The following is a 21579-nucleotide window of genomic DNA, read 5'->3' as shown; positions in this document are numbered from 1 at the left end:
CGATATGAATCAGACACGCAAACGCTTATCAATGCTGACAACTGCTGCGCTTTTGACAGCGCTCGCCATTCTCATTCCGCAAGTCATGCCCAAAATCGTGATTCCGCCTGCCAGCTTCACGCTTGCTAGTCACGTACCGATTATGATTGGGATGCTGATTTCACCAGTTGTTGCGGTCATCGTCGCACTTGGCTCGACGCTTGGTTTCTTGATTTCAGGTTTACCGATTGAGATTACCTTCCGTGCTGCGACCCATGTTATTTTCGCCCTTATTGGCTCACTTTTCCTCTGGAAACACCGCGACTACACGGAAGGTATCAAATTCCAGATTTTCAATGTTGTCATTGCTTTAATCCATACCTTGGCTGAGGTCGCCATTGTCTATATTCTGTTGACAACTGGTTTTAGCCATCTAGATGGTCGAAATCTCGTCTCCCTGCTGTTGATTTTGGGAATCGGTGGCTTTATCCACTCACTGATTGACTTCAATATCGCCATGTTTATCGCCAAAACAATCAATAGAGTTTACAAATTTGATATTTTTAATCACTAAAAAAACGCCTCAGTCCACAAGCGTGTGTCTGAGGCGTTTTTTACTTGTCTCAATCTGGATCATCAACATCAAATTTTCTAGCTAAGACTGGCACACCTGCGAACGCGCCCGCATCTCTTCATAAATTTGTTGCGCTATCTGCTTGGCTTTTTGCACCTTATCTTCTTGTTCGGTGGGCGTTTCTGCTCCCGATTGCTGTGGTGGAGCTGCGTTAGCTATTTCTTCTGCCTGACCAGCTTGCTGCGCACTCAGCTCTTGTAAGGCGAGCACTTTTTGCTGATAGGCTACTTCAAGTTGACTTTTTAGCGCTTCAAACTTCTTCAATGAGACCAGAAGATTGGCATTTTCAGTTTGACAACAGGCAATCTCTTTTTGACTTTCAGGCTGACTATTGCGACACTTGTCTTGAAGGTCAGATTTTTGCTGTGATAAAGTCGCTTGTTGTGCTTTCAACTGCTCATTTTTAATTTTGACTTGTGCAAGACGCCTTGTTTGGACAGCTGATTTTTCCTTTAGCTGCTCTAAAGAAAGACCTATGGCAGATAATATCTTTTGACCCTCTACCAATGTTTCTGAGCTTTCAGTCACTGCACCTGTCTGTTGATTCAAAATGACGGCACTAAGCAGAATGAGCAAGATGATGATAAAATCAGAGACAAAAATCAAATCCCCAATTCGAATCTGGTAAAATAAATTGCCATTTGGCGTACTGAGATTACTAACTGTGGGGATTTTGTCTGGCAAAAAGACAAAATGTTTCTCAACGCGATAGTAAAGTAAGCCAAGAAACAACAAACTACTCCCAAAACAAGCAATACCAATTAAAGTGCTCTGGTAGAACTGCTTATCCCGAATGAAGGAGGCAAAGCCCATCAGCACAGCGATTAATAACACAGGCATGAGAACGGTCAACAGAAAGCCCTGTAAGATATGCTCAAGGTAAAACATCTGTTGCGCCGCAACGTAAATCGTCAGCGCCTTAATCCCTAAGCCAATAATGAGTAGCCAGTAGAGGAAAGCTCTGGAGTTGAGCATGTTGGCCAGCTTTTTGATATGTGTCACGCTACTCCTCCTATTCTAGCTGTTTTTCGTTACGACGACTGTTGCGACTGTGTCCAACGATTTTTTCGGTGCCGATGTTTTCAAATGAATGAATAAATCCGCAATCTCTGCTTGGGCGCTCAGGAGCGAAGCCTGTAACTGCTCTGCCTCATCTTGAACTTGCGGACACGGTTGGGCTTGTTTTAAAGCATTCAGCTCTTGTTCAAGTGCGTCATTCTTAGCTTGTTGTGTGGCGATAGCTGCTTTGATGGTGTTCAAAGTCTGATATAAGCCTTCTTTTTCTACCGCCAACTGTTGCAGACTTGTCGCAATCTCTTGCTGATTTTGTTCAAAAACTTGTGTTCCAGCCGATACGTCATTGGCCAGCACCTTATTGGCTTCCTTGAGTTGCCTATTATCTTGTTCTACTTGCTCTAAATGATCAGTAGCCTGAATCCAATCATCTGCTGACTGGACATACTGGTCTCTGATTTGGCTCAAGTCACGTTCAAGCACCCTGTAGTCATCATTTTTTTGATGTTCCGGATGGCTCCCCAGTAAATGGGTGAGGCTTGCAATCGCTGACAACATTTTATCACGTTCGCTTTTGACAAGGTCCCGATCACGATGACTTGATGAGGTCGCATTTAAATTATCCATAGCCATTAAGTCTCTTGATCAATTTCATCTCTTAGTCGCTTCAAATTGTTCTGAACTTGTTGCAACTGGTCAGAATAATCTGGTGTCTCTTTTGCTACTGGCGTTGGCGTCTCTTCTGTCATCATGGGAATAATCGGCGCAGTCAGGGGGGTGTCACACTTTTCTGATGCTGGCATTTCTCTAGACCCACTCCAACTCAAAACAGCATATTTATAGAAGCCACGCACATTGGCCAACTCAGATGAAGAAATGAAGACGAGACGATCAAAGTAGGCTTGACCGATTTCGTCAAGCAAGGCTGTTTTGTCAATAATATTGGCGCCACCACCCGTCATAACGATGAAGTCCGCATCTTCAATATCAGGAAAATTTTCTGTGATCAGGGGCGCGACCGTAAAGCGTGTATAGTCTTCAATGGCTTTTTTGACCAGACTCGAAATGTCTCTTGAATCCGCTGTATTGCGGCTTGGTTGATAGAGATAGCTGCCACTGGTACTGCCTTCTCGGAGCAATCTTTCAATCGTGAAGAGTTTGGTTGAGTTGATTTTTTCAGCGATGCGTTTAATCAAAGTCTGAACGCCTTCAAAACGCTCAGCCCCCATCGGTGCTGGGTTCAGATGATTTGACGTATTGACTAAAATCGTACCACCACCGATGTCTAAGATGCCCATTCGCCCATTTGCGAAGGCATCAATGGGGTGCATCGCTTCATCATAGGCCAACTCAAAGGCTGTCCCCATGTACTGGGGCACAACAAGGAGGTAGTCTTCAGAAGGAATCTCAACAATCAGCTCCTCCCCATCAACTTGGATATAATGGCGGCCAATCATCAGCTCTTTCAAAGTCTGAATGGTATGACTGTCTTGGTGCATGTCAGTGATCGGCACACCCAAGACTAAGTTGACAACCAAAGGTTTCGTCCGTGATTCTTTATAATCAAGCGCCAAACGCCCCAAGGCAAATTCCAAAATACGCTGAGCTTTTTTCTGCTCAATCCGACCAGAACGACCGTAAGTATCAATCATTTTTTCTGATAAATGATAGGCATCTAGCTCAGTCCCCCAGACAAAACGGTTGTCTTCCTTATCAACTGCGTAGACCTGGTTTCCTTTCAGCTGCCAGCCACCTAGAACACCTCGGGTAACAGTTTCAGCCACCAAATATGAGGCTGGGTAGACATACTCACCTCGATCACTTTTCATCTTAACGCGTTTGTTGCCCAAATCTATGGCAAAAATATTCATCTTTTTCTCCTTGTTTTAAACTTTTAGCTGATTTCAGTAGCCTGTGTTTACGTTAGCCTGTCATCACTTTACAAATGGCTGACGCTGCTGAGTAAGACTTCAATCGTTTGCGCCGCATCATTAATCTGACTTGAATAGTAGTCTATGCGTGTTTTCAGTCGATTGAGTTCTTCCTTAGACTGCGCTTCTTTTTCGGCGATTTCTGCCTGTGCTTGCTGCATCATTTGTGACACCGTTGCTTTGGCAGTCTCAATCATCTCGGCTGCTTCATCTTGTGCCTGCCGTGTGAAAACTTCACAGGCCTCAAGTTTTTGAAGTCTATCCGCATCAGCTTTTACTTTTTCTTGCGCTAGCAACTCACGCTCTGTTTCCAATAAAGCTGTTTTATAATCGAAATGTTCCTGTAACTCTAAGAGGACTTCTGAAACTTGCGATTTGATTTCTAGCTTTTCTTTGGTCAATTGCTTGATTTCGGCATCTTTAGTGCTTGAACTTGTCTCTAATGTCTGTGACAGGCTTGTGACCTTCTCTTTTTCCACTTCTAGCGCTGCTTCAACTGTGCTTAATTGCTCAGTCTTAGTGGCAAGTTCTTTTTCTAAAGCTGATAGCTGTTGCTTAGATTTATCCCGTTGTGCGACTAACATTGTGTCAAACTGCGCCGTTTTTTGTGCCAGTTCGGCTTGGCTTTCTTTTAACTTCCCTTGTTTTAGCGCATCAAACTCTAATTTGATATTTTCTTTTTCTTGTTCAGCTACCTTTAATTTTTGCCTTAAAGTAAGCACCTGTCGACCAATTTCCTCAATTTGTTGGGTCATCAGCGGTGTCCCACTCTCAGAAGTCTTAAATGTTGCTTTTCTTTGAAAAAATCCTTTTTTCTCCACCATATCTCCTTATCTCTGTCTGATAAATTGCATTATAAAGCCAAACTATTACACTGATTTACCGTATGTCAGTTTATGCAAAACAGACACTTTTTATGAGTGAAAAGTACTCTGCTTCCCCCTCTTCGTTAGCCAATCTATTCTTTTAATGAGGATATGCCTAATATTATAAATATTATAACAGAAATAAATATCTATTTTCTTTGTCATTTTGTGTGACACCTTCAAGAAACCTTTAGTTGCAAGCACCCAGACGCACTATCTTTATTTTTTCCATTTTCAGGGAATTAATTAAGAAGTTTTTCCGCTTAATCTTTCAACTGCTCTTTAATCGCTTCAATTTGTGATTGAAGGGTTTCCGTCTCAGTTCCTTCAATCTCATCTTCTTCGTCATCTTTACGGCGTTTCCATAAAAGGAAGAAGAGGAAGAACAAGGCTAATAACACCAAAATTATACCTGCCCAGATTAGCCAGTTTTTATACCACGGTTCTGGTTTTATCGTCACATCCTTGGCATTTAATTTCTTAGCTGTTTGACCAGAAATCGTGAACTCTTTCGTGAATTGCCACTGATAATCAAATTTCTGCTCTTTTCCTTGCGCATCTTTATAAGTGTACTTCCCGTTATCACTTTTTTGACCATAAACCGTCATTTCTAATTGATACTTACCAGCCTCTATCCGCTTGCCTTCCCCGATACTAATCGGATAGTCAAAATTCGTGTTCGGCGCCATTTGCATCATTTCTTTGTCAACGGTATAAGACAATTTCGTATTACTCAAACCTTTTACCGTAGCTTGCACGTACATCTGATTGAGGTAGCCAGCGTTTGGATTTTGAAGATTAGCATTGACGACATTGCGATAGTTGACCTGTCCCGGCACAACGCTCATCAATTTTAAATCTGGCGCAACAGGTGTTGGATCTTGCTGCATCAGCAAAGCGACAACGTAGGCATATTTATTTTGAATACTAATCCCTTTAGATTTTGAGCTGGCTTCATCTGAACCTTTTTCCTTAAAGGTAATACCACCCGCTATCACACCAGAAAAAGGTTCGTTAGGCATCGTTACTTCGACTTTAACCTGCTGTGTTGATTTAGGGGTCAGTGTAATTTCCGCTGGCATTTTGGCATAATCCGAGATGTTATATTTTAAACTCTTATCTGCCTTAATTTTGTTGGGCGAATACTCAATCACACCGTTAATATTCGTCGTTGCGCTAGCAATTGATTCCTCAACTACGACTGTTTTTTCTGTCGAATTGGTCAGGGTTACCGTCAAAACTTGCGACTGACCCGGTGCCATTTGTAAGTTGAAATAACCACTGTCCCCGATTTGATTTTCTGGACGCACTGGTGTTACTGAAAAATTGAACTCGTTAGCAGAAACTGCTTGACTCATACCACCAAAGGTCACGATTAATCCAATTAATACTAAAACTTTTTTTAATTTTTTCATTATCTCTTTTCCTAAATACCTGCTATTTTTTGTTTAAATGTTATCCAATATAGATAACTAATAAGTCCGGTGCCCCAAACGAGAAACCGTTTAGGACACAGTATCCATCAAGTAATTAATAGATACTAAGGTGTTGGAACATTATTGAGCGTCCAAGTTAATTCACCTTGGTAAACGCCTTTAATTTGACTCTGAACAGGAATATTCAATTGAATCCCTTGTCCAGTGCTAGCATTCCAATTTTGATTTAAATTGAAGCTACCTGTTGTTGGTGCTGTATTAGCAAAAATTTGCAATGCTGCACTTGTGATTTGTTGACTGCTTCCACCTTCCTTGAAGAGAAGATACGGACTCAAATTGTTGCCATTTGAGATGCCTTGCAAGTCTATTGACTGTTTGACCGTAACTTGCCAAGGTTTAAGACCACTTCCTGTCCGTGTATCGGTAACCGTCACATCACTTGAAGGGGTTTGTGCCCAAGCAAGCAAAGGTTTCGGGCTAACATCTAAAGTACCAAAATCATAAGCTGTCGGTGTCGCCATATCAATGAAACCAAAACTGATATTGAGCGTAATATCTTTCGATACACCGTTATAAGTATAAGTGACTGGATCAATATTATCATTGACATCAATCAGCGGATCCCCAGCTACAATCGTTTGTAACGTACTAATCAAATTGACTGGCGCAGAAATATTTGGTGCAGCTACTGTGCCGTCTGCCTTAAAGCCTAACGCATAGGTCCAGTTAGCATCAAAATCTGCTTGGTCTACCAAGGCATGGGCATCATCACCTGTCATACCTGCATCATAAGCATTAACAGCTGTCTGATGATCGGCTGAGATAACCGCAGCTTGTGGTACAACGACAAGATTGGTTTTAGCCGTGCTTGTTCCCAAAGTCCAAGTCATTGGAAGCTGAGCATAAGATTTGTCTGCCCCATTGCTTGCTACTGAGATTGGATTTTGAACCGTTGTTCCTGCGTTATTGATAGCTGAAACGATACCATTTGTCACACTGATATCAGACATGACACCTGTACCTTTCAAATCAGCAATTTGTTGCAACTGCGTCAAATCAAGCGATGCCGCATCAGTAGTTGGTAAGATATAATTACCAGCACTTAGTGAAGTAACATTATCAGTGACGACATTTTGGATAATGTAGCTACCAAAGGTTGCTTGGTCATTTGAACCGTTTTGTTGATTGCCAACGAAGTAATCTGCTGTTGCAAAGGTACGTGTCGCACCTGTTTTAGTCGCATCATTGATATCAAAGTTCGGATTGACAGCTGGATAATCGTTCAGGACACGACCGTCAAAGCCTGAAGCTGAACGTGATTTGATATAGGCAGGTACTTGACTTGTAAAGCTAAAAGGATTTACTGTACTATCAGCATACCCCATCACATACATGACCTGCATCGTACTTGCATCTGTATCTGCGCCAACGGAAGCCCAGGCTTGCATGGCTTGACCTGCCACAGGCGTTCCTGTTGTGATATTGGACTTCAGATGGTGTTGCCAGAAGCCAGAATTCGTCGGGCTTGTCGTGTTGTAAACGCGGATTTGACCGGGAACAACGTAACCAATCCATGTTGGATTACTAGGTGATGTCAGTGAATTCATCGTATAGTCACCTAGAAAAGCATAGTTACGCGTGGTATCAACACCTGAGAAATTACCCGGTGTGATATTAGCTGCCCCAGATTTCGTGTTACTATCTCCACCGTTAAAGGTCAGCACTGGGAAACCTTTTTGACTGCCCCAGTAAGCACCACCATAGGTAGTGGTGATATTTGTTGGTGGTGTGCCTGTTGGTTCCCAGAAAAGATTGCCATTATGGGTGGTCATATCTAAATCTGACAGATTGATTAAGCCAGATGTTTGGACATAAGGCGTCGAAAGTGACGCATTTGGATAGACGATGAGTTGGCTACCAGAAATCAGTGATGATGTGGTCGTCACAGCGAGTGTCGCATTTTCATCTAGCTGAATCGTGCCATGTTTCGAATAGGTTGCTGCGTGGTTGCCTCCCGTTGCACCTCCCCCATTTTTAAAGGCACCTGCGACATTGACTGTTGTCCCTGAAGTGATTTCTGCACTATTGAAATTAATCAAAGAGCCTTTAATCGTAATCGGATTGTGAGAGGTGTCATCCCCTAAAGTCACGATGGACTGTTTGGTATTGGCTGCAGCAATCGCATCTGTCAGATTATCACTGCTACCTCCCGCGGTCACCGTACCTGAAATCGTCGTCCCATCTCCAACCTCAATATTGGCATTATAGAGTTGACCTGCCGCTGGCATGGCAGTATAGTTGGTCGCATAGATAGACCCTACTGTATTACCATCCGCATTGATTGTCATATTAATCGTCCCAACATTGGTATAGGTATTATTAGCACCATTGGACTGACCATCTCCATAGATGATAGCCCCATTCAAGACGTTACCAGAGTTCGCATTGGCAGCGATAGTAACGTTAATGTTGTTCGAGTTACCTGAACCGACATGCGTAGCGGTATTATTATAACCTGCGCCGCCTGATAGATAGGTGCCCGAAGGCAGTTGGAAAGTCGAGCCTGTCGGACCCGTTAAATCAAGATTAAGGGTCGTATTCCCTAGGATAGAAGAACTCCCATTATAGAAGGGACCGCCACATAACTGTTTCGTACCCGTCCTTGGCGTTCCTGAGAAATCTCCCCCGTAAACATTGACGGTCGAATCGCCAGCAATCGTTTCATTACCAGCTTGACCATAGTTACCACCGGCAATGGCATTGACGAAACCATTGTAAACATTGACAGTGGCATTACCCGTATTATACAAGTCCCCCCATGAACCGCCTGATAAGAACCAGTTGACTTGACCCATATTGACTTGAGAGGTTGTCGAGCCCCATCTGGTTGTGCCAGTATAACCACCACCCTCTAGGGTATCAACAATCCCCCCATTAAGAATGCTATAAGAATCCCCGACTTGGCTACCATTTGATTGACCACCGTAAGTCCAACGCGCAATGTCGTTATTGTGAATTAAATAACAATCACCGTTTTGTAAGAAGGCTTGCCGATAAGTATAGACCGTCCCACCACCGCCCCAGAGATCCCAAGCAGTGTTATTAGCTGCAGCAGTATCTGTTTTACCATAAGCGACTTTCCCCTTTGCAGCCAGCGTTGCCACTGGTCCTCCCGCTGTACAGTAAACAACGCCCGCACCACCAACAGAATTATCTGAATTAGAGGTGCCCGCTTCAAGAACAGATTGACCTTGGAGATAACCGTTTGAACTCGCACCATAAGCAAAGCCCGTCCAGTCAACATAACCACCACCGGCAGTTGTCGACATGGCGCCAGATTGCATCCAGGTATAGATGTCACCATAAATCGCATTGCTAGTAATCGCTTGGGCATTGGCGATAACTGTACTAGCTGGCATCTGGGCGTAAGCCTTAGCCTGTGTCATCCCAACACCCGCATCCAAACCAGTCTCGCTGCCTAAGCCCCACTGAGCTGGCGAAATTTTTAAGGAGTCATGACCGTTGCCACCAACCACACCATAAACAGCACCTGCTGTCCCAGTCGTAAAGGCTGATTTGATATAATTGGTAATATTCGCATAAGTCACTCCTTGCGCTGCAGTATTGGGAGTTGATGCAGCGCCATAGGTCTGTATCGTGCCGCCATTCCCCCCTGTAAAGAGTGCCTGACCGGTTGTAAAAGCTGAGGTATCATAACTGTTAGAGATAACATTTCCCGCATTCTTTTTCCCGATATTCCCTTGGAATGAGCCACCATTGTAATTTGAAAATGTCCCTTGAGCACCATTAATGTTGCTTGAACTACTCGTCCAACCCCCAAGACCTGTTAAGGTATTATAAATTGAACCCGCAATCTGACCATAGCACGTGCCACCTTGATAAAGCTGATAACGTGCGCTGCCATTTGTTGAACTCACATAAGTTGTCACCGTCCCATTGACTGTAACAGGAGATGCTGATGTCCCGATGCCACCACCATAAATGCTGGTCACTTGGGCTGCAATCGCACCATTAATATCAAGATTGGTATCCCCAGAAATCGTGCCACCTGCAGCGTTACCACCTGTAATCACATCAACCCTAGATGAGACTTGTGTCAAAGTGACATGGGTAGTTCCTGAGATTGTACCGCCTGAGGCATTACCGCCATAGATACTCCAACCCGCTGTATTACCAGTTGCCCCAATATAGAGATTGGTATCGCCAGTAATATCAGTCGTGTTCGTCCCACCATAAATATTGACCGCACCCGTAATCCACGACCCATTGGTCGTCGCAAAAGCATTTCCTTGCGCATAAATACTACTCGAACCAGCTGCAACCGTCACGTTCCGAAAAACAGTTGGCACGCCGAAGTAGGTATTAGTATTGGTGCTGGTGGGTAGAGTAACCGTGTAGTTGGTACCTGACGCTTGCCCTGTGTTAGAACTTGCCAAATTATCTGCGGGATTAGAGACCCAGGTCAGACTTTTGGCATGACCTGCGAGCGTGCTAAAAGTCATGTTGCTAGCAGTTGGTGCTGTAACAGGCGTTTTGGCTGTCGCATTACTTAAAGTTGTGTTGCCGCCAAAGTAAAGGACAAAATCCGATGTTGCAGCACCTGTTGCGCTATACATCGCATATAAGGCCTGTTGCACGCCAGCATCAGTAGCAGGATAGCTCCCCAAAACTGTCCCATCTTGTATTGCCGTTACCTGATTGCTTGGTAAGGCTAAGCTGCTGATGCTCTGCTGCCAGCCAAAAGCTGAAGGTGCTGTCGCATCAACCACTGCTCTTTGGGGCAGTGGTGTACGGCTAGGCTGTGAAGCTGTTTTACCATTAAAGAGACTACCCGTCGGCACAATGCTCTTAATCAATGTCCCTTTACTGGTCGTTGTAGCTCCCACTTCTTGAGGCGAAAATAGTTTACCAAGAGATGCTTGCTTAACATTTCCGCTACTAAAAGCTTGAGAAACTGCCCCAAAGTTCATAGACGGTAACAATGCCAGCAACATTGCAAAAGTCACAAGTTTAAATTTGTTTTTTCTTTGCATAGTATCCCCTTACTTGTTTCTCACCACTAAATAAATGAGTCATCTTAATTAGCTGGTGTATCATCAAGAATCCAAGTAAAGTCTGCTGTATAAGTCGCAGCCCCAGAGACACCTGCAGGAACTGACAATTTGACTGCTGAATCTTTCGTTGCACCAGCTTTGCCACCAAAATCAAGCAGGTTATTCCCTGAACCATGTCCTGATGTTGCACCAAGAATCGTTGCTGATTGTACGCCTGGCGTCAAGGTAGTTGTTGCCGCAAATCTGTCTGCTGGATTTGCTGTGCCATCACCTTGAATTTCGGCATCACCAAGCGTCACTTTAGCTCCTGTCAGTGTGCCATGACCATTGGCAATCAACGCTGCGTTTGTCGTCGTAAAGTCAGTCATGGTCACTTTGACATTCCAACCTGAGAAAGTGCCTCGGTTATCTGCGACTTGGATATAGTTAGTACGTGTCGTACCATCGTCCAATTTTTGAGCTGCCGCATTATAAACTTCGGCTTGGTTACTTACCGCATGACTACCAAAATCAAAACTTGACGCATAAACAATGGTCAAGCCATTATCTGGCATAGTTGGTCCACCAGGTGTTACCCCTGGTGGTGGTGTCGGTGTGACTGGTGTGTCTGGATCCTGTGGGTCTACTGGCCCTGTCGTATCCGTACCTGCGGTAAATGTTGTCGTACCTTTTGAGTTATAGTTTTGTGTCGTGAGCGCACTAGCACCTAGTGGCGCGATAGATGCCGCCAATAAAGCCAGTGTTGCTACTGATAAATATTTGATTGATGATTTTGACATAATATTTCCCTCTCTTATGATACATCTTATTTCAATCTACACGTGACATTAAGCTGGTGTATTTTTTGGTAAATCAGATAGTATCCAATTTAATGTGGTTTGATAAGCTGTCGCATCTTTCGGCGTTGCTCCTGGCACAAATAATGTAACCTCTGGATTCAACCCCTCTTGCGTGATATTCTCTTGACTTCCCCAACGAACAACCCAAGTGCCTGCTCCCTTACCTGAAACCGCTAGTGCAATCTGTGTTTCTACACCTGGAATCAAGCTCTGGATGGCTTGCGCACTCGGCGCATTATCGCCATTCAGGGAGGCTGGTATTGGATTTTTTAAAGAAATTGTCGACCCTTTAAGCTCTCGATACTTCTGAGGTCCTGTCGAAATTTGTGTAAATTGGGTCAGTTCCATCACTTTTAACTCCCAACCCGAAAATGTTCCGCGTCTATCTGTTACTTGCACATAATTGGGCGTTAAATCTCCCGAATTAAAGTAACGTTGCGCTTTTGCGACATAGGTTTGATCTTGATTTGAAATATCATGCGTTCCAAAATCAAAGCTTGAGGCAAAATCAATGGTCAGCGGGCCATCTCCACCCGGATTAGGTGTTGACCCATCCGGATTTTGTGGGGTAACGGGAAGTGTTGGATCTGGTAGATTTGGGTCTACCGGTGACTGCGTGCCACCACCTGTGCTAAAGCCTACAATGCCTTGTGATGTAGAGGATTGCGTGGTTGTCGCGTCAGCTTTAACAGCTAAACCCAATGAAATCAGGATGAGTGGCACACTTAACAAAGTTGTTTTTTTCACAGCACCCTCCTTTCTGCGATTTCATTTGATGAAATCTTGAAACTTGACCTCCGCTTGCGTTACGTCCAAGCGGGGTCAGTCGCGAACTGATGTCCGCAATTGATTAAGCAAGGACTTAATTCCCTGGTGTATTGGTTAATTTCCACTGGAGTTCTGTCGTGTAAGCTGTTGCTTTATTGGTACCAGCAACGACTTTAAGCGTAATTGGCGATGCGGTAGAGACATCATCATTGCCTAAATGGGCACCACCATTTTCAACGTAATCAGCATTCCCTCCGAGACCGTAGACCCAAGTTCCCATCCCTTCATTGACACCTGCACCTAAGAGTTTAACTTCTGCAGTGCCGATGACAAAGTTACCCGTCTTAACAAAGCCTGGTGTTGCGGTTGTTGTGCCGTCTGTGTAGCCGTTGTCAAAGGCGAGTTCTGCGCCTGCCAATTCGTCACCAGCTGCATTTTTAAATTGATCCGCTTCAGCGACTGTCAACGTCCAGCCTCCCCAAGTTCCGCGGGTATCGCTGACTTGGACATAGTTAGGACGCGTGATGTCAACCGAATTGCCATCTTTATCTTTGCTAATCCACTGCGCATGTGCATAGTAGGTCGCATCATTAGATGAAATCTGTTGTTTCCCAAAGCTCAAACTTGACGCAAAGTCAATTGATAACGCACCACCTGTTCCTGGCAATGGCGTTGTCCCATCTGGATTCGTTGGCCCTACGGGAATCGTCGGTGCCAAAGGATCGACTGGTGTAATTTGGGCATTATTGCCTTCTTCAAAATTAACATAGCCATTAGATGTCGTGTCGCCGCCTACACTTAAAGCGTTTGCAGAGCTCGAAAAGATTGGTGCCGCAATGAGACAGGCTGTCAAGACTGAGGCTGATTTTAATAATCGTTTATCCATAGTTTCCTCCCCTTATGAATATCCTTTTTTACCTTACGGTTTAGTGATGGCGCCTGAGTTCCCCGTCCAAGTGTTACCCGGTACAGCTTGGAGACTCCAGTAGAGTTCTGTTGAATAAGACGCTGCTTTTTGGATTAAACCAGATGGTACAGTTAGGCTAATCGGTGATTGGCTGGCAATTTTTGATTTGTCTGTTGGTGTTGCGGTATCTACTGAAGACGCATCATAGTCAGTCACCCCACCAAATTTATAGAGCCAAGTCCCTGCACCTTCGTTGGCACCTGCGGCTACTAATTGAGTTGCCACACCTGGTGTCAGTGTCCCAGAAGCAGCAACACTAGTTGGTGCACCTGTTGTGAGGTTATTCCCACCGACAATTTGCCCACCTGTGAATTTGATTTGCGCACCTGTCAGGGCATAGCCTGGGTCTGTAGAAGTACCCGTTGCCAAATGCAAGTCGTCTTTCTGCGTCAAAGTCAACGTCCAACCTGCTAAATCTCCTGATTGGTCAGTGACCTGAGAATAAAGTGGCACAATTTTCGTAGTTGACGTTAGTTTGTCCACAACTAGGTCTGGATGAGCATAGTAGGTTTCTTCTTGTGTTGAGATGAATTGGGTCCCAAATTGGAAGGTTGACCCATAGTCAACAGTGATGTTACCAGGCGTCCCTAATACCGGATCGTCTATTGGATCAACTTCCTTATCTGGATCATCTGGATCCAATGGCGTATTGGGTCCTGTCCCTGCTTGTAACGTCAGGTTGGCACTGGTTGTGGCATCGCCACCAATCGTTGTCGCACTTGCAGCGGGTGCTAGTACTGAACCTGTGATTAAAAGCGTTGCGAGTAGTGCTGAAGATTTTAGCGTTATTTTTTTCATGGTTTGCCCCTTTCGAATTCGCGCCATCTAAAAAATTTTTCAAATGACGTTTCCAAACATTATCATGATTCCCCCCTTGTCATCACCCCCTTTCTTCTCAACTTGTTATACACAGTGATGAGAAGTAAAATCAAGATGCCAATAGCACTCGTCGCCATTGAAGCCGTCACGCTGTCTCCCGTTCTCGGAAGACTGGTAGGCGTTGCGGCTGCTTGCCAAGTTCCTGGTAGTGGCACTTCTGGATTTTCTGTGGGTTTCGGTGTTTCCCAAGTCCCTGTAAAGCCAACCTCTCCTTGCGTTTGATAAGCCGTATCATCTGCACGCGCAGTCGACACGGGGATGAGCAAAAGCACAAGAAGTAACAGTAAAGTATGCTTTTTCATTCTTTCCCCCTTTTTTTAATTTGCGATGACTATCGACAATTTTTTATGAAACACAAATCACTTGATTTCCTAGAAAATCAGGGTTATGAGTCGTCATAAAAACAGGGCTGTTTATCTGGCTTTTCTGCTAAATAATTGAACATGGCTCCCCCTCCTTGTCAAATTCTACGGCAGTTTTGGTTTTTTAATTTTGTACGCAACTTAATTTAACGTTTTGTTTATAAACTAAGTTAAATATAATATCTACACACAAATAATACCACAATTCTTGTATTTTTTCAATATTAAATAAAAAAAAAGAAACGACTTCCGTAAATATAACTCTGACATGTTTTCTTAATTTTAAATAGAGATGTCACAAACGCTTTATTATTTGATTTTAGTCGTTTTTTACGATTAAAATAACCACTTTTTTATTTCACAAATTGTTCAGCACTTTCTATCAAAATTATCCAAATAATTATTTTTAAATGATTTATTGATGTTGCTAACTATGCAAAAAAAGCAAGACAAGTCGATCTGCCTTACTTTTCTTAGCTTAAAATGAGATTAACCTGCTACTTTTTCTGAGTTTTTGTCAGCTTTTTTGGCTTGTTTTTTAGCACTGTCTTTTTCTTCTTCGTCATCTTTCCGGCGTTTACCTAGGAGGAAAAATAGGAAGAAAAGGGCTAGGAGGACGAGGACTGCGCCTGCCCAGATCATCCAGCTGTGGTACCAAGGTTCGGGGAGGACGGTCACGTCTCGGGCGTTTAATTTCCGAGCGGTTTCGCCTGAAATGGTGAAATCTTGCGTGAATTGCCATTTGTATTCAAATTTTTGGGTGTTGCCTTGGGCATCTTGATAGCTGTATTGACCGTTATCATCTTTTTGACCGTAGACTGTCATGGTAAGCTGATACTTACCCGGCTCAATGCGTTTGCCTTCTCCGATACTAATCGGATAGTCAAAATTCGTGTTCGGTGCCATTTGCATCATTTCTTTATCTGCCGTGTAGACTAAGCTCGTGTTGCTCACGCCTTTAACCGTAGCTTGCACGTACATTTGATTCAGATAGCCTGCCTTAGGATTTTGCAGATTGGCATTGATGACATTGCGATAATTAACCTGACCCGGTGCCGCGCTGGTCAGTTGCAAATTGGGTGCGACCCGTGTCGAGTCTTGCTGCATGAGTAGGGCGATGACGTAGGCGTATTTATTTTGAATACTGATGCCCTTGGCTTTCGCCTTGTCGGCGTCGCTGTCTTTTTCTTTAAAGGTAATGCCACCCGCTATCACGCCACTGAAAGGCACGTTTGGCATGGTCACGTCAACCTTGACTTGCTGTGTTGACTTAGGCGTCAGGGTAATTTCCGCTGGGATTTTAGCCTGATTTGCCAGATTGTAGGTTAAGGTCTTGTCCTGCTTGATTTTGTTGGGTGAATACTCGACTACGCCGTTAATATTGGTCGTAGCACTGGCAATGGCTGCCTCGACCACGACGGTTTTCTCTGTCGTATTGCTCACTGTCACGGTCAAGGTTTGTGACTGCCCGGGCGTCATTTGTAGGTTGAAATAACTACTTTTCCCGATTTGATTGTCGGGGCGAACGGGTGTCACTGAGAAATTAAACTCATTGGCACTGACCGTTTGTCCGATTCCCCCTAGTAGCACCATCGCAAAAATAGCTGCGATGACCATTAAACATTTTCTAATTTTTGTCATATTCCCTTCTCCCTTTACATTACTATTGCATACTTTTTAACACTTCTTCAATAAAATAAGTCCGTTGTCCTCAAAAACCAAGCGCTGAGGACAAAATCACACGTTAAACTTGTTGTGTGCTTAATTGGTTGGGACATCGTTGAGATTCCAAGTGATGTCGCCTTGGTAAACACCTTTGACTTGGTGCTGCACGGGGATGTTTAAGTAGACACCACCCTTTCCAGAACTATCTTGCCAAGTATCGCTGATGTTGAACGTCCCAGCTGTTGCTGGATTATGAACATGGACTTCCAAGGCTGCAGTGGTTATCGCTTGGCTGCTGTCGCCATCCTTAAAGCGCAGATAGTCGCTGAGATTTTTACCATTAGTGACACCTACTAGGTCTGTTGACTGTTTAACGGTCAGAGACCAAGGTTGCACATCGCCGCCTTGGCGCGTATCGGTCACTTGCACATCAGCCGTTGACGCTTGCGGCCAGGCAAGCAAAGGTGTTGGCTGAACCATCAAGGTGCCAAAATCATAGCTTGCTGGTGCTGTCAATCGGAGTGAGCCAAAGGTTAGGCTCAGCGTGATATCTTTAGACAACCCACCATAGCTATAGGTCACTGGTGTAATCCGATGATTGCCATCTAGGATGGCATCGCTAGAGCCGATAGTCTGCAGACTGGCAATCAAATCAGCTGGCGCAGTAAGCGTTGGTGCTGCTACTGTACCATCTGCCTGAAAACCTCGCGCATAGGTATAGCCATTGTCCAAGTCGGTTTGATTGCTCAAGTCATGGGCAGCATCATCAGAAATCCCAGCATCGTAAGCATTGAGTGCCGTTTGATGATTGCTTGCGATGACTGCCGCAGCTGGTACAACGACCAGACTGGTATCCGCTTCGCTTGCCCCCAAGTGCCAAGTCACGGGCATTTGGGCATAGGCTTTTCCAGCAATGTTGGTCGCAGCTGATGTCGGATTTTGCACCCTTGTGCCGAGACCATTGATGGCGGTTGTAACCGCATCTGTCGTCATCATCACGCCACTGGTGGCAGTGAGGTCAGACATGACTCCGATACCTCTCAGACCAGAGATGCTTTGCAGTGTGTCTGATGTGAGCGAGGTCGCTTCTGTCGTAGAGAGGATATAATCTCCTGCGTTAAGGGATGTGGTATCGTCGGTAACGACATTTTGGATAATGTAGCTACCGTAGGTGTCGCTTGCATTCCCACCGCCTATCTGATCGCCAACAAAGTAGTCGCGAGTCACAACTTTTCGGGTCGCCCCCGGTTGATTGCTTGGATCATTGACATCAAAGTTGGGATTGGTTGCCGGATAGGCATTCAGCGTCCGTCCGTCAAAGCTAGAAGCCGTTCGGGACTTGATGTAGGCTGGGGTTTGACTACTAAAGGTAAAGGGATCAACTGACACATCGGTATAGCTCATCACGTACATGAGTTTTATCGTACTGGCATCGGTATTAGCAGCAACAGATGCCCAAGATGAGATGGGGTTACTGGGGACAGAGGTCCCTGTGCTCACCCCTGACAAATGATGCTGCCAGTTACCTGTCGTGCTGTTCAAACCAGTCGTATTAAAGACACGGATTTGTCCAGGGATGACGTAGCCAATCCAAGTTGGATTCGTCGGCAATGTCAGTGAGGCTGTCGTATAATCGCCTAGGAAAGCATAATTATTGCTGGTATCAACACCTGAGAAATTACCCGGAGTGATGCTGGCTGCTCCAGATTTTGTGTTGCTATCTCCTCCATTAAAGGTCAGCACTGGAAAGCCTTTTTGAGTGCCCCAGTAAGCGCCGCTATAGGTATTGTTAATACTAGCAGGCGGTGTCCCTGTCGGCTCCCAGAAAAGGTTGCCCTTGTTGGTCGTCATATCGAGGTCTGACAGATTGATGACACCCGTTGTCTGCATGTAAGGGGTCGAAAGTGTCGCATCTGGATAGACGATAAGTTTGCTGCCTGAGATGAGGGAGGTCGCACTCGTCACCGCAAGTGTCGCATTTTCATCTATCTGAATGGTCCCATGTTTTGAATAGGTTGCTGCATGGTTGCCTACCGTTGTCGCTGTCCCGCCGTTTTTAAAGGAGCCTGCGACCTTGACCGTCGTCCCTGCGGTGATTTCTGCACTGTTGAAATTAATCAGTGAGCCATTAATGGTAATGGGATTGTGCGAACTATTGTCGCCTAGGGTCACGACAGCTTGCTTATCAGGATAAGCGGCAGCGATGGCATCAGTCAGATTATCAGTAAGATTGCCCGCTGAAACGGTACCCGTAATCGTCGTCCCATCGCCAATTTTGATATTGGTATTATAGCGTTTACCGCCTGACGTTGGCATGGCGGTGTAATTGGTGGCAAGGACTGAGCCGATGGTATTGCCATCGCCGTTAATGTCGAGATTGATCGTGCCAACATTAGAACGTTCAGGGGCAGTTGTGCCATCGCCGTAAACAACGGCGCCATTCAGGAGCGTGTCCGCGGACGCATTGGTGTGAATCTTCAGATTGATGCTATTAGCAGCACCTGAACCAGTGTAATTATTACTGTTGCCATAGCCGCCTCCACCTGATAGATTCGTGCCTGTTGGGAGTTTAAAAGTTGCTCCCGTCGGCCCCATCAAATCCAGATTTAGAGTGGTATTCCCTAAAATATAAGCACTTTTATCGGCGAATGTGCCTCCGCAGAGTTGTTTCGTCCCATCTCGTGGTGTGCCTGAGAAGTCGCCACCATAGACATTGACCGTCGAATTGCCGGCAATCGTTTCACTGCCTGCTTGACCATAGTTACCGCCAGCAATGGCATTGATTGTGCCGTTGTAGACATTGACGGTGGCGTTACCCGTATTGTAGAGGTCACCCCATGAACCACCTGATAGGAACCAGTTGACTTGCCCCATATTGACTTGGGCATTGGTTGACCCCCATCTAGTCGTGCCAGTATAACCACCGCCTTCTAAGGTATCGACAATGCCACCATTGAGAATATTATAAGAGTTACCGATCTGACTGCCGTTAGACTGTCCGCCATAAGTCCAACGTGAGACATCATTATTGTGGATAAGATAACTATTACCATTTTGCAAGAAAGCTTGCTTATATGTCCATACCGTCCCGCCACCGCCCCATAGATCCCATCCTGAACCATTACCTGTACTCTTATCTGTTGTACTATAAGGAATAGTCCCCTTGGCAATCAAGGTCGCTTCTTTCGTGCTATCCATTGCCGTGCAATAGACAACGCCCGCACCACCAACAGAATTATCTGCGTTAGAGGTGCCAAGCTCTAGCACCGATTGCCCTTGGAGGTAACCGTTAGAGCTGGCACCATAAGAAAAGCTCGTATAGTCACTATAGCCACCACCTCCTACCGTGGACATGGCGCCTGATTGCATCCAGGTATAGATGTCACCATAAATGGCATTGCTGGTGATTGTCTGAGCATTAGCGACAACAGTACTGGCTGACATCTGGGCGTAAGCCTTAGCCTGTGTCACCCCAACAGTCACATCCAAACCACCGTCGCTGCCTAAGCCCCACTGGGCTGGCGAAATTTTGAGGGAATCATGACCATTGCCACCAACGACACCATAAACTGCGCCTGCGGTTCCGGTTGAGAAGGCTGACTTGATGTAGTTGGTGATATTGGCATAGATAAGACCTTGCGCTGAGGTCGTCGTATTCGTCGCTCCCCCCCAGCTTTGTACCGTACCACCATTCGCACCAACAAAGAGCGCCTGACCTATCGTAAAGGCTGAGGTGTCGTAACTGTTAGAGATGACATTGCTGGCACCTGAGGTACCGATATTGCCACGGTAGGAACCTCCGTTATAGTTTGAAAATGTCCCATTAGTGCCATTCACATTCGTCGAGCTGCCTGTCCAGCCACCCAGACCCGTCAGGGTGTTGTAGATAGAGCCTGTGATATTCCCATAGCAAACACCGCCTTGGTAGAGTTGGTAGCGAGCGTTGGCGTTGGTTGAACTCACGTAGGTCGTCACCGTACCATTGACTGTGACGGGGGAAGCTGATGTACCGACCCCACCTCCGAAAATACTGAGGATTTTATCATTAATGTCACCTTTGATGTCTAGGTTGGTATTGCCTTGAATCGTACCGCCTGCGGCGTTACCGCCAGTGATGGTCGTAAAGGTCGCACTAGATGTCTTTTGTGTGACAGTCACATGGGTATCACCCGAAATCGTGCCACCAGTCGCATTGCCACCATAGATATTCCAACCCGCTGTATCACCAGTTGCGCCGATATAGAGATTGGTATCGCCAGTAATATCCGTACTATCTGTCCCGCCATAAATGCTAACCGCCCCTGTTACCCAAGAGCCATTCGTTGTCGCAAAGGCGTTGCCTTGGGCATAGATTGTTTTACTAGCTGCCGATACAGTGACATTACGAAAGACTGTCGGTACACCAAAGTAGGTATTAGTATTGGTGCTGGTGGGTAGAGTAACCGTGTAGTTGGTACCTGACGCCTGCCCTGTGTTAGAGCTTGCCAAATTATCTGCGGGATTAGAGACCCAGGTCAGACTTTTGGCATGACCTGCGAGTGTGCTAAAAGTCATGTTGCTAGCAGTTGGTGCTGTAACAGGCGCTTTAGCTGTCGCGTTACTTAAAGCTGTGTTACCGCCAAAGTAAAGGACAAAATCCGATGTTGCAGCACCTGTTGCGCTATACATCGCATACAAGGCCTGTTGCACGCCAGCATCAGTAGCAGGATAGCTCCCCAAAACTATCCCATCTTGTATTGCCGTTACCTGATTGCTTGGTAAGGCTAAGCTGCTGATACTCTGCTGCCAGCCAAAAGATGAAGGTGCTGTCGCATCAACCACTGCCCGTTGTGGCAGATTTGGTCGAGTGGGTTGGGTCACGGATTGCCCACTAAAGGCTGTTCTCGTTGGGACTTGACTCCTTTCTATGATAGGTGACTCAGCGCCTACTTTTTGAGGGGATAGCACCTGACTGACAGGCACTGGTTTAACATGGTCTATCCGATAGGCATGATAGATGGCCTCGAAGTTCATCGACGGGAGCAATGCCAACAACATTGCAAGAGTCACAAGTTTAAATTTGTTTTTTCTTTGCATGGTATCTCCCTTTCTGCGATTTTCCTTCGGCAAAGCTTGAAACTTGACAGTCTCTGGCGCACTGCCAAGCGGGGTCATTCGCGAACTA

14 protein-coding genes are annotated in these 21579 nt (G+C 45.4%); 1 reads left to right on the top strand and 13 read right to left on the bottom strand.

The features are described 5' to 3' along the window. Positions 1-4 precede the first annotated feature (4 nt). On the top strand, positions 5-553 hold the full coding sequence (locus RsY01_RS08280) for a hypothetical protein (protein ID WP_094785086.1): 549 nt from the start codon (positions 5-7) through the stop codon (positions 551-553). An 81-nt stretch (positions 554-634) separates the two neighbouring features. On the opposite strand, the gene RsY01_RS08275 is transcribed toward RsY01_RS08280, so the two are convergent. From RsY01_RS08275 to RsY01_RS08215, 13 genes are all read right to left on the bottom strand, one after another. Beyond that, on the bottom strand, positions 635-1615 hold the full coding sequence (locus tag RsY01_RS08275; RefSeq protein WP_094785085.1) for a hypothetical protein: 981 nt from the start codon (positions 1613-1615) through the stop codon (positions 635-637). Positions 1616-1630: 15 nt separating this feature from the next. Next, positions 1631-2254, bottom strand: coding sequence for a hypothetical protein (locus RsY01_RS08270; protein WP_133063203.1), 624 nt, complete (start codon positions 2252-2254; stop codon positions 1631-1633). A gap of 5 nt (positions 2255-2259) precedes the next feature. Next, the gene (locus tag RsY01_RS08265; RefSeq protein ID WP_094785083.1) at positions 2260-3498 is read right to left on the bottom strand and encodes a ParM/StbA family protein; all 1239 of its coding nucleotides are present in this window, start codon (positions 3496-3498) and stop codon (positions 2260-2262) included. A 68-nt stretch (positions 3499-3566) separates the two neighbouring features. Continuing rightward, on the bottom strand, positions 3567-4382 hold the full coding sequence (locus RsY01_RS08260) for a coiled-coil domain-containing protein (RefSeq protein ID WP_094785082.1): 816 nt from the start codon (positions 4380-4382) through the stop codon (positions 3567-3569). Positions 4383-4687: 305 nt separating this feature from the next. Further along, positions 4688-5839 (bottom strand): WxLIP family cell surface protein, encoded by a 1152-nt coding sequence (locus tag RsY01_RS08255; protein WP_094785081.1) that lies wholly within the window; start codon positions 5837-5839, stop codon positions 4688-4690. A 125-nt stretch (positions 5840-5964) separates the two neighbouring features. Continuing rightward, a complete protein-coding gene (locus RsY01_RS08250; RefSeq protein WP_094785080.1) occupies positions 5965-10914 on the bottom strand; it encodes a beta strand repeat-containing protein in 4950 nt (1649 codons plus the stop codon). Between the two features lie 44 nt (positions 10915-10958). Beyond that, positions 10959-11714 carry a WxL domain-containing protein gene (locus RsY01_RS08245; RefSeq protein ID WP_094785079.1) on the bottom strand — a complete coding sequence of 252 codons (756 nt, stop codon included), beginning with the start codon at positions 11712-11714 and terminating at the stop codon, positions 10959-10961. Between the two features lie 48 nt (positions 11715-11762). Beyond that, a complete protein-coding gene (locus RsY01_RS08240) occupies positions 11763-12521 on the bottom strand; it encodes a WxL domain-containing protein (protein WP_094785078.1) in 759 nt (252 codons plus the stop codon). A 115-nt stretch (positions 12522-12636) separates the two neighbouring features. Beyond that, positions 12637-13428: a WxL domain-containing protein gene (locus RsY01_RS08235; protein ID WP_094785077.1), complete on the bottom strand. Its 792-nt coding sequence runs from the start codon at positions 13426-13428 to the stop codon at positions 12637-12639. Between the two features lie 33 nt (positions 13429-13461). After that, positions 13462-14307, bottom strand: coding sequence for a WxL domain-containing protein (locus tag RsY01_RS08230; RefSeq protein WP_094785166.1), 846 nt, complete (start codon positions 14305-14307; stop codon positions 13462-13464). A gap of 62 nt (positions 14308-14369) precedes the next feature. Further along, positions 14370-14690 (bottom strand): EF2685/EF0750 family sortase-dependent surface protein, encoded by a 321-nt coding sequence (locus RsY01_RS08225; protein WP_094785076.1) that lies wholly within the window; start codon positions 14688-14690, stop codon positions 14370-14372. Positions 14691-15239: 549 nt separating this feature from the next. Further along, positions 15240-16391: a WxLIP family cell surface protein gene (locus tag RsY01_RS08220; RefSeq protein WP_094785075.1), complete on the bottom strand. Its 1152-nt coding sequence runs from the start codon at positions 16389-16391 to the stop codon at positions 15240-15242. Positions 16392-16511: 120 nt separating this feature from the next. After that, positions 16512-21569: a beta strand repeat-containing protein gene (locus RsY01_RS08215; protein WP_238594966.1), complete on the bottom strand. Its 5058-nt coding sequence runs from the start codon at positions 21567-21569 to the stop codon at positions 16512-16514. Between the last annotated feature and the right edge of the window lie 10 nt (positions 21570-21579).

This window comes from Pseudolactococcus reticulitermitis (assembly GCF_002260845.1).
Lineage (GTDB): Bacteria > Bacillota > Bacilli > Lactobacillales > Streptococcaceae > Pseudolactococcus > Pseudolactococcus reticulitermitis.
Note: the sequence above shows the minus strand (reverse complement) of the source record. Positions and strands in the feature narration are given on the sequence as shown.

What these genes read in the sequence shown, in the direction of transcription:
- RsY01_RS08250 (WP_094785080.1), bottom strand. Translation starts at nt 10,914, where the DNA reads ATGCAAAGAAAAAACAAATTTAAACTTGTGACTTTTGCAATGTTGCTG.
- RsY01_RS08225 (WP_094785076.1), bottom strand. Translation starts at nt 14,690, where the DNA reads ATGAAAAAGCATACTTTACTGTTACTTCTTGTGCTTTTGCTCATCCCC.
- RsY01_RS08245 (WP_094785079.1), bottom strand. Translation starts at nt 11,714, where the DNA reads ATGTCAAAATCATCAATCAAATATTTATCAGTAGCAACACTGGCTTTA.
- RsY01_RS08235 (WP_094785077.1), bottom strand. Translation starts at nt 13,428, where the DNA reads ATGGATAAACGATTATTAAAATCAGCCTCAGTCTTGACAGCCTGTCTC.
- RsY01_RS08265 (WP_094785083.1), bottom strand. Translation starts at nt 3,498, where the DNA reads ATGAATATTTTTGCCATAGATTTGGGCAACAAACGCGTTAAGATGAAA.
- RsY01_RS08270 (WP_133063203.1), bottom strand. Translation starts at nt 2,254, where the DNA reads ATGGATAATTTAAATGCGACCTCATCAAGTCATCGTGATCGGGACCTT.
- RsY01_RS08255 (WP_094785081.1), bottom strand. Translation starts at nt 5,839, where the DNA reads ATGAAAAAATTAAAAAAAGTTTTAGTATTAATTGGATTAATCGTGACC.
- RsY01_RS08260 (WP_094785082.1), bottom strand. Translation starts at nt 4,382, where the DNA reads ATGGTGGAGAAAAAAGGATTTTTTCAAAGAAAAGCAACATTTAAGACT.
- RsY01_RS08280 (WP_094785086.1), top strand. Translation starts at nt 5, where the DNA reads ATGAATCAGACACGCAAACGCTTATCAATGCTGACAACTGCTGCGCTT.
- RsY01_RS08230 (WP_094785166.1), bottom strand. Translation starts at nt 14,307, where the DNA reads ATGAAAAAAATAACGCTAAAATCTTCAGCACTACTCGCAACGCTTTTA.
- RsY01_RS08220 (WP_094785075.1), bottom strand. Translation starts at nt 16,391, where the DNA reads ATGACAAAAATTAGAAAATGTTTAATGGTCATCGCAGCTATTTTTGCG.
- RsY01_RS08215 (WP_238594966.1), bottom strand. Translation starts at nt 21,569, where the DNA reads ATGACCCCGCTTGGCAGTGCGCCAGAGACTGTCAAGTTTCAAGCTTTG.